Origin of the sequence: Peterkaempfera griseoplana (assembly GCF_001418575.1) — a bacterium.
Classification (GTDB): Bacteria; Actinomycetota; Actinomycetes; order Streptomycetales; family Streptomycetaceae; genus Peterkaempfera; species Peterkaempfera griseoplana.
Window position 1 is genome coordinate 1 of record NZ_LIQR01000471.1, and the last position, 8,086, is coordinate 8,086.

Sequence of the window (8,086 nt, forward strand, 5' to 3'; positions counted from 1 at the left end):
GTACGGCAGGAGCGACCCCACCTACGACGGAGTCTGGCGGCAGTCCCTCGCGCTGCTCGCCCTGCACGGCGCCGGAGTGACGCCCGCGGCCCAGGCCGTGGACTGGCTCACCGGCCAGCAGTGCGGCGACGGCGGCTGGCCCTCGTTCCGTGCGGACACCCACAGCGACTGCACCACCGCCACCGAGGACAGCAACGCCACCGCGCTGGCCGTGCAGGCCCTCACCGCCCTCGGCGGCCACGAGGCGGCCGTCGCCCAGGGCGTCACCTGGATCAAGCACCACCAGAACCCGGACGGCGGCTGGTCCTACAACCCCGGCGGCACCAGCGACGCCAACTCCACCGGACTCGCCGTCAACGCCCTGGTCGCCGTCAAGGCCGACCCCGCCGCGGTGTCCAAGCGCGGCCACAGCGCCTACGACGGCCTGGCCTCCTTCCAGCTCGGCTGCGGCGCCCCCGCGGCCCGGCGCGGCGCGTTCGCGTACCAGCCCGGCAAGTCCGGTGCGCTGGAGCCCAACGACCTCGCCTCCGCACAGGCGGCGCTGGCCGCAGCCGGGGGCTCCCTGCCCGTGGCCGGCGGCAACCGCAAGGACAAGCCGGCCGCCGCCCCGACCTGCCGGAACGGGGCCGGGGACGCCCTGCCGCAGGATCAGTCCGGCGAAGCGGTCGCCCACTTCCTGGTCCAGCGGCTGGCCGCCGGCAAGCAGCGGCTGATGCAGACGCTGCCCGGCGCCGACCCGACACCCGACTACAACGCCACCTCCTGGGCGGTGCTCGGCCTGATCGCCGCCGGCCACCCCGACCAGGCGGCCGACGCGGCCGACTGGCTCGCGGGCAACGGCTACGCCTGGATGCAGGGCCAGCAGGGGACCAACCCGTCCGCCGCCGCGGAACTGCTGCTGGTCTCCCAGGCCACCGGTCTGGACCCGTACAACTTCGGCGGCAGCAACCTCGTCCAGATCCTGATCAACTCCGGCCCCACCCCGGCCTCGGTGCCGCCCGCCGCGGTCACCGCCGCCACCGCCTCGCCCTCCGCCACCCTGCAGCCCGGCTCCGCGGTGACCGGGGGCGACGAGGACGAGAACGGCGGATTCTCGGCGGTGTGGCTGATCGCCATCGCGGCCGTGCTGGCCGTCAGCGCCGCGGCGTTCGCCTTCGTCACCCGCCGCAACGACCGTGCCGCGGCCCGCGTGGAGAAGACCGCCGCCGCCCCGGACGCCGCGGCCGCCCCCGGCGAGCGGGCCCGCGACGAACGGGCCGAACTGCGCCGGCTCTTCGGCGGCTGGCACCACCCCGTGCCCGCACTGATCGAGGCCATGCCGGCGGACGGCGTGCTGCGTACCGACATCCGCTCCATGCCCGTACCGCTGCCGGCCCACCACCGGGGCCGGGTGGCACTGCTGGGGGACGCGGCGCACGCCATGACGCCCAACCTCGGACAGGGCGGCTGCCAGGCGGTGGAGGACGCGGTGGTGCTGGCCCGGCTGGCACGCCCGGGAGGCGACCTGACGGCCGCGCTCGCCGCGTACACCGCCGAGCGGCTGCCCCGCACCACCGAGGTGGTCCGCCGGTCCGAGCAGATCGCCCGGCTCACCGCCTGGCACTCGCTCCCGGCCGTCGCCCTGCGCGACGCGGCGGTGGCCGCGCTGGGCCGGCTCGCGCCGCAGCTGGCACTGCGGAGCCTGGACGGGATCGCCGACTGGCGGCCGCCGTCCGGCACGGACCCCGCCGCACCGGGGACGGCGCCCGCCGGGTGACCCAGCGTCAGTTTCCGTGCGCGGCAAGGCAGTCGCGTACGGCCGCGAGCAGGGTCCGCGACCGGATGTCCCCCGTGACCCCGGGCTGCATGCCGTTGGTGACATAGCCGAAGGCGACCCCCAGCGAGGGGTCGGCGAAGCCCAGCGAGCCGCCCCTGCCGGGGTGCCCGAAGGACGCCGGGGAGGCCATCGGCGAGGTGGGGCCGTGCCGGAAGTAGCCGTGTCCGAAGCGGGAGTTGACCACCAGCACCCGGTCCGGGCCGTCAGCCGCCGGGCCCATGGCCTCGGCCAGCGTCCCCGGGGCGAACAGCGCACCGTCACCGATCAGCGCGGCGTAGAAGCCCGCCACACCGCGCGCCGTCCCGATGCCGTTGGCACCCGGGATCTCCGCCGCCTGCGCCGCCGGGTCGTTGAGATCCAGCGCACGCTCCACCGACCCGAACGCCCTGGCGGTGAGCGACGCCGGGTCCTGGTAGGCGTCCCGCACCGACTTCTTGGGGCGTATCCGCAGACCGCCCGGCCCCGCCTGGGCGATCTCCGGCGCGGGCAGGTCGACCAGCCGCCCCACCCGGTGGCGCTCCGCCGGGGGCAGACCGATCCACAGCTCCAGCCCGAGCGGGCCGGCGACCTCCTCGGCGAACCAGCGGCCGACGCTGCGTCCGCTCACCCGCCGCACCACCTCACCGACCAGCCAGCCGAAGGTGTAGGGGTGGTAGCCATGGGCGGTCCCCGGCTCCCAGGCCGGTGCCTGCGCCGCCACGGCCGCCACGGCGGGCTCCCAGTCGAGCACCTCCGCCACCCGCAGCGGGGTGTCCAGCGCCGGCAGCCCGGCCCGGTGCGACAGCAGCCAGCGCACCGGTATCCGCTCCTTGCCCGCGGCCTTGAACTCCGGCCAGTACTCCCCCACCGGCGCGTCCAGGTCCAGCTCGCCGCGCTGGTTCAGCAGCAGGGCGCAGGCGGCGGTGAGCCCCTTGGTCACCGAGCGCAGCACCTGTGCGGTGCCCGCCGTCCACGGCGCCCCCGGTGCGGGGCGGCCGCCCAGCTCCGGGACGGCGTCGCCGGCCCACAGGTCGGCCACCCGGCGGCCCCGCACATGGAGTGCGAACGCGGCGCCGACCTCCCCGTGGTCGCGGAAGTTGCGGGCGAACGCCTCCCGCACCGGCTCCCAGCCGTCGGCCACCTCGCCGCCGATCTCCACCACCGCACGCCTCGCTCTCCGCTCACAGCCCTGCCCGCCATTGTGCAACGGCCCCGGCGGGGCCCGAGCCCGCGCCCACCGCACCGGGCCGTACGGGGCGCCCGGCGGCGACCCCGGGGAGAGCGGGACCGGACGGAGCGCCGAGCGCCCGGCACGCTCAGCCGGGGCCGCCCGCGCCGCCCTCCGCGGCGAGCGCCCCGATCCGGCCGAAGAGGTCCGCCCCCAGCACCCTGACGTCCAGCGGCGTCCGCAGCCCCGGCAGCTCCCCTGCGGTCACCCAGTGCAGCGGGTGCTCCGCGGGGCCCACCGGGCGGTCGGGCCGGTCGGCCACGGCGATGTAGTGGTGGTCCACATGCACATGCGGCTGCGCCTCGTGGTTGTCGCCCGGGACCGCGATCTCCACCGTCCACCACGGGGGCACCACCACCTCATGGGGGTAGCCCGCGGGCAGCGGACACTGCGGCGGGGTCAGGAACCGGCCCTCGAGTCCGGTCTCCTCACGCAGTTCCCGCACGGCCGCCTGCGCCGGCGTCTCGTCCGCCTCCACATGCCCACCGGGGACCAGCACCCCGCCCAGCCGGGGGTGCTCGATCATCCCCAGCCGCCAGCCACCGCCGATCCGGGCGAACAGGTAGACGCTGGACGTGGCGTGTTTGACCGTCATGGGCAGCCTCTCCTGACGCAGTCCGACAGCATGGACTCTCTCACGGCGGTCGGACGCTACCCTGCGACACAGGCGACGGGAGGCGGCTCATGGCGGCGGTGTTCGAGACCGGACGCAGACAGGTGCTGGCCCACCGGGTGGCAGCACACCAGCTCGACCGCTCGGAGGCGCAGCCCGGCCGGCTGGCCGTCCTCGACCTGGGCGTGCAGGACACCCCGCACGGCTCGGCCCGGCTGGCGCTGGCCGCGCGGTCGACGGCCGAGCCGCCCGACGACGGGTCGCTCACCCTGATCTGGTCCACCCGCGGAGCACCCCATCTGCACCGGCGGGGCGACCTGCCCGCGCTGGCGGCCGCCCTGTGGCCGCTGAGCGACGCGGACGCCACCGCCCGGATCTCCGCCACCGCGATCCGCGAGGGAGCCCGGATGGGGACGGCGGCCTTCACCGCCGCGGCCGAGGCGATGCGTGCGGTGGTCCGCGAACCCATGCCCAAGGGGGAGGTCAGCGCGGCGGTGAGCGCCCGGGTGCCGCAGTCGCTCACCTACTGGTGCCGGGTCTGCCAGGCCCAGCACATCTCGGGGGGCCTCTTCCAGCAGGTGGGACTGCCCGCGGGGGTGCGGCTGGACCCGAGCGGCCCGGGCACCGTACTGGCGCCCGTCCAGGACTGGCCGGGGGTTCCCGGCCAGGCGTCCGGGACGGCCGATCTGCTCCGTACCCAGCTGCGGCTGCTGGGCCCGGCCGGGCTCCCCGAGGCCGCGAAGTTCCTGGGCACCACCCAGACCGCGACCCGCCAGGTCTGGCCGGGAGGGCTGGCCGAGGTCCGGGTGGACGGCCGTACCGCCTGGCTCCCCGAGGAGGACCTGGAGGCGCTGCGCTCCGCCCCGGCTCCCCGCCTGGTCCGGCTGCTGCCGCCGTCGGACCCGTACCTCCAGGCCCGGGACCGCGGTCTGCTGGTGCCCGACCGGGAGCGCCAGCAGGCGGTCTGGCGGGTGCTGTCCGGCCCCGGGGCGCTGCTGGTGGACGGTGAGATCACCGGTGTCTGGCGCTCCCGTCTGGCCTCCAAGGGGCGGCTGGACGTCACCGTGACCGCCTTCGAACCCCTCTCCTCCGCGGTGCGCGGCGCCGTCCAGGACGAGGCCCAGCGGGTGGCCGGGGTGCGCGGGGCGGCCGACCTGACCCTCACCTTCTCCGGCTGACGTGTGCTTGGATGCGCGCATGGACCCCGCGGATGAGCTACTGGACGTCGTCGACGAGCAGGACCGGGTGGTGGGCACCGCCCGCCGCGGCGAGGTCTACCGCCGCCGGCTGCTGCACCGCTGCGTCTTCGTCCTCTGCCGGGACGCCGAGGGCCGGATCTTCGTCCATCGGCGCGCCGCCGCCAAGCTCTTCTCCCCGCTCACCTACGACGTCTTCGTGGGCGGAGTGGTGGGCGCCGGGGAGTCCTATGCGGACGCGGCGGTCCGGGAGGCCGAGGAGGAGCTCGGGGTGCGCGGGATCGAGCCGCACCACCTCTTCAAGTTCCTCTTCGACTCGCCCGGCCACTCCTGGTGGTGCGACGTCTACGAGGCCCGCTGGACGGGCCCGGTGAGCCCCCAGGCCGAGGAGATCGACTGGCACGGCTTCCTGACGGAGGACGAGATCCGCGCCCGTCTCACCGAGTGGCCCTTCGTGGCCGACGGCAGCGAGGCCTGGCGCCGCTACCAGCAGTGGCGCGGCTGAGGCGGCCCTCACGCTCCCGTCCGCCGGGTCAGTCCCGCCAGAGCGGGTGCTCACGTTCCGCCCAGCGGCCGGAGACCTCCCCGGTGCGCATCCCGAGCCGGGCCTCCGGGTCGCGGGACGCCATCCACAGATGCCCGGCGACCACGGCCGCCACCAGCAGCGCCAGCCAGTCGTGCACAAAGCCGGCGCCCGTGCGCCACACCAGCGGCGCCAGGTGCGGGAACCACATCAGCAGCCCGGTGCCCGCCATCACCAGCACCGCTCCCGCCGTCCACGCCGCATAGAGCTTCTGCCCGGCGTTGAACTTGCCCGCGGGACGCCCGGTGCGGCGCCGGAGCACCGCGCGCAGCCACTGCCGGTCATGGCCGGCGAAGCGGTTGAGCCGGCGCAGATCCGCCCGGAAGGCGGCCGAGAACAGACCGGCCAGCAGCGGCACCGGGAGCAGCACCCCCGACCACTCATGGACCATGACCACCGTCCTGCGCCGCCCCACCAGCTCGGCCAGCGGCGGCAGGTACAGCACGGCCGCGGTCGCCAGGCAGACGCCCATCAGGGCCGCGGTGCCCCGGTGCACCCACCGCTCCGCGCGGGTGAAGCGGCGCCGGCGCTCAGGCGGTGGGAGCATCGTCACGCCCGTTGGACCGTCCGACCCAGCCGTCCACGTCATAGCCGTACCGCTCCCAGTAGCCGGGCTCGACCTTGTCGGTGACGGTGATCCCGGACAGCCACTTCGCCGACTTGTAGAAGTACATGGGCGCGACGTACAGCCGCACCGGGCCGCCGTGCGCATGGCTGATCCCGGCGTCCTGCATGCGCAGCGCCACCAGCACGTCGGACCGCCGTGCCTGCTCCAGGGTGAGGCTCTCGCTGTACGCGCCGTCGAAGCAGGTGAAGCGGACCGCCCGCGCCCCGGGGCGCACTCCGGCGGCGTCCAGCAGCCGGGACAGCCGCACGCCCTCGAACGGGGTGTGCGGAACCCGCCATCCGGTCACGCACTGCACATCCCGTACCAGCCGGTCCTGGGGCAGCGCCCGCAGGTCGGCCAGCCGGTAGGAGCCGGGCCGGTCCACCAGTCCGTCGACGGTCAGCCGGTAGTCGGTCTCGCCCCGGTGCGGCACCGATGCCGTCACCGAGTAGTAGCGGAAGCCGCCGGCCCCGGGCAGCAGCCCGGTCAGCCCCGTCGGGTCCTTGCCCGCGACGGCGCCCAGCGCCGCGTCCACCCCGCGCTGGAGGTACGGGCCGGCGGCGACTCCTGCCGCCCCGAGCCCGATCATGCCCAGCACCACACGGCGCCCCACCGGGGTGCCGTGGTCCTCCGATTCACTGTCCACACGACGATTCGACCAGCCCCGGGCCCCGGGGACCAGTGCCCGGCCGACCATGTCAGCACTTCGTCACAAGTACGCCGGCATCAGTACGCCGGCACGTGTACGTCGGCCTCGGTACCCCGCGGTCGATGGACCGGACCGCGTCCGCCGGGGGGTGCGGACGCGGCCCGGTGTCTGGGATGCTCCGTGAAGCCGGTGTGATGAACGCTAGCGATGCACATGTCAATTCGTCAATCCCGAGGACGCCCCCATCCCGTTAGGGTGTGGGGCATGGCCACCCGTACGAGCCCCCGCGCAGCCTCGGAGCGGCCGGAGCGCGGCCCCCGCCGCCGCCTCAGCGTCGACGAGCGACGCGAACAGCTGATCGGCGTCGCCCTCGACCTCTTCAGCAGGCGCTCGCCCGACGAGGTCTCCATCGACGACATCGCCGCCGCCGCCGGCGCCTCCCGTCCGCTGGTCTACCACTACTTCCCCGGGAAACAGAGCCTCTACGAGGCCGCGCTGCGCCGCGCCGCCGACGAACTCTCCGGCCGCTTCGAGGAACCCCATGAGGGCCCGCTCTCCGCGCGGCTGCACCGGGTGATGGGCCGCTACCTCGACTTCGTCGACGGCCACGGGCCCGGCTTCGCGGCCCTGCTGCGCGGCGGCTCGGTGTCCGCCAGCCCCTGGACCAACGCCGTGATCGACGAGGTCCGCCGCGCCGCCCACGACCAGATCCTCTCCCACCTGGCCGTCGACGAGCCCGGGCCACGGCTGCGGCTCACCGTCCGGGCCTGGATAGCCAACGCCGAGATCACCGCCCTGGAATGGCTGGAGGACCGCTCCATACCCCGCGAGGAGCTGCAGCTGCGCCTGGTCCAGGAGTTCGTGGCCGCGCTCACCGTCACCGTCTCCCAGGACCCGGCCCTCCTCCCGGCGTTCCGGGGCTTCCTCGCGGAGGAGACGCCGGACGGGCCCACCGGCAGGCTGGTGGCCCAGCTGACCGCCCTCCTCGCCGACCCCGGGGTCGGCACCACCGTCGGCCGGTTGGCGTCCGGCACCGTCTGGTAGAAAAGTTCCGCCAGGGGATCTTCGAGGGGAGCGGGCCCACCACATGAACGCCTACGCACGGAACGCCGCCAACCAGGTGACCGCCACCGTGGACGCCGTCTCCGAGGGCCTGCTGAGCGGACGTGCCTGGCTGCATCCCGCGACCTCGCTCACCGCGCTCCCCACCCCCGGCGGCACCGCCCTGCTCTCCCTGCCGCTGGACCACGACGAGCGCCAGGTGGTACCCCGGGTCGGCGCGGTCATCGGCTGGACCTCGACCGCCGGCGCCGCCGCCCCGGTCGCGGCCACCGCCGTACGGCGCATCCTGGAACGCCTCGGCGCCGGGCCCGTCCTCGGCCATGAGCCCACCGCCGAGGGCTTCCACCTGCCAG

General features: G+C 75.3%; 9 protein-coding genes. 5 read left to right on the forward strand and 4 right to left on the reverse strand.

Annotated elements, in window-relative coordinates; all coding sequences use genetic code 11:
• Positions 1-1,756, forward strand: a 1,756-nt coding sequence (locus AOK09_RS30015; RefSeq protein ID WP_055590381.1) for an FAD-dependent monooxygenase, incomplete at its 5' end; no start/stop codon positions are given.
• 7 nt (positions 1,757-1,763) lie between these two features.
• On the opposite strand, the gene AOK09_RS30020 is transcribed toward AOK09_RS30015, so the two are convergent.
• A complete protein-coding gene (locus AOK09_RS30020) occupies positions 1,764-2,957 on the reverse strand; it encodes a serine hydrolase domain-containing protein (RefSeq protein ID WP_055590382.1) in 1,194 nt (397 codons plus the stop codon).
• 154 nt (positions 2,958-3,111) lie between these two features.
• Positions 3,112-3,618 carry an NUDIX domain-containing protein gene (locus tag AOK09_RS30025; protein WP_055590383.1) on the reverse strand — a complete coding sequence of 169 codons (507 nt, stop codon included), beginning with the start codon at positions 3,616-3,618 and terminating at the stop codon, positions 3,112-3,114.
• 89 nt (positions 3,619-3,707) lie between these two features.
• On the opposite strand from AOK09_RS30025, the gene AOK09_RS30030 reads away from it, so the two are divergent.
• Positions 3,708-4,814: a DNA glycosylase AlkZ-like family protein gene (locus AOK09_RS30030; protein ID WP_055590384.1), complete on the forward strand. Its 1,107-nt coding sequence runs from the start codon at positions 3,708-3,710 to the stop codon at positions 4,812-4,814.
• Positions 4,815-4,833: 19 nt separating this feature from the next.
• Positions 4,834-5,337, forward strand: a complete 504-nt coding sequence (locus AOK09_RS30035; protein ID WP_055590385.1) for an NUDIX hydrolase — start codon at positions 4,834-4,836, stop codon at positions 5,335-5,337.
• Positions 5,338-5,365: 28 nt separating this feature from the next.
• Here AOK09_RS30035 and AOK09_RS30040 read toward each other — a convergent pair whose 3' ends face one another.
• Positions 5,366-5,962 carry a cytochrome b/b6 domain-containing protein gene (locus AOK09_RS30040; protein WP_063796115.1) on the reverse strand — a complete coding sequence of 199 codons (597 nt, stop codon included), beginning with the start codon at positions 5,960-5,962 and terminating at the stop codon, positions 5,366-5,368.
• Positions 5,946-6,611, reverse strand: a complete 666-nt coding sequence (locus tag AOK09_RS30045) for a molybdopterin-dependent oxidoreductase (protein ID WP_245687547.1) — start codon at positions 6,609-6,611, stop codon at positions 5,946-5,948. The genes AOK09_RS30040 and AOK09_RS30045 overlap by 17 nt, the downstream gene beginning before the upstream one ends.
• A 324-nt stretch (positions 6,612-6,935) precedes the next feature.
• Here AOK09_RS30045 and AOK09_RS30050 point away from each other — a divergent pair, with 324 nt between their 5' ends.
• Both AOK09_RS30050 and AOK09_RS30055 read left to right on the forward strand, forming a co-directional pair.
• A complete protein-coding gene (locus AOK09_RS30050) occupies positions 6,936-7,715 on the forward strand; it encodes a TetR/AcrR family transcriptional regulator (RefSeq protein ID WP_055590388.1) in 780 nt (259 codons plus the stop codon).
• Between the two features lie 43 nt (positions 7,716-7,758).
• The coding region (locus AOK09_RS30055; RefSeq protein WP_055590389.1) for a hypothetical protein at positions 7,759-8,086 on the forward strand (328 nt) is incomplete at its 3' end.

Excerpts from the sequence above, each read along its gene's own strand:
- AOK09_RS30040 (WP_063796115.1), bottom strand. The coding sequence starts at position 5,962 with ATGCTCCCACCGCCTGAGCGCCGGCGCCGCTTCACCCGCGCGGAGCGG.
- AOK09_RS30030 (WP_055590384.1), top strand. The coding sequence starts at position 3,708 with ATGGCGGCGGTGTTCGAGACCGGACGCAGACAGGTGCTGGCCCACCGG.
- AOK09_RS30035 (WP_055590385.1), top strand. The coding sequence starts at position 4,834 with ATGGACCCCGCGGATGAGCTACTGGACGTCGTCGACGAGCAGGACCGG.
- AOK09_RS30025 (WP_055590383.1), bottom strand. The coding sequence starts at position 3,618 with ATGACGGTCAAACACGCCACGTCCAGCGTCTACCTGTTCGCCCGGATC.
- AOK09_RS30050 (WP_055590388.1), top strand. The coding sequence starts at position 6,936 with ATGGCCACCCGTACGAGCCCCCGCGCAGCCTCGGAGCGGCCGGAGCGC.
- AOK09_RS30045 (WP_245687547.1), bottom strand. The coding sequence starts at position 6,611 with ATGATCGGGCTCGGGGCGGCAGGAGTCGCCGCCGGCCCGTACCTCCAG.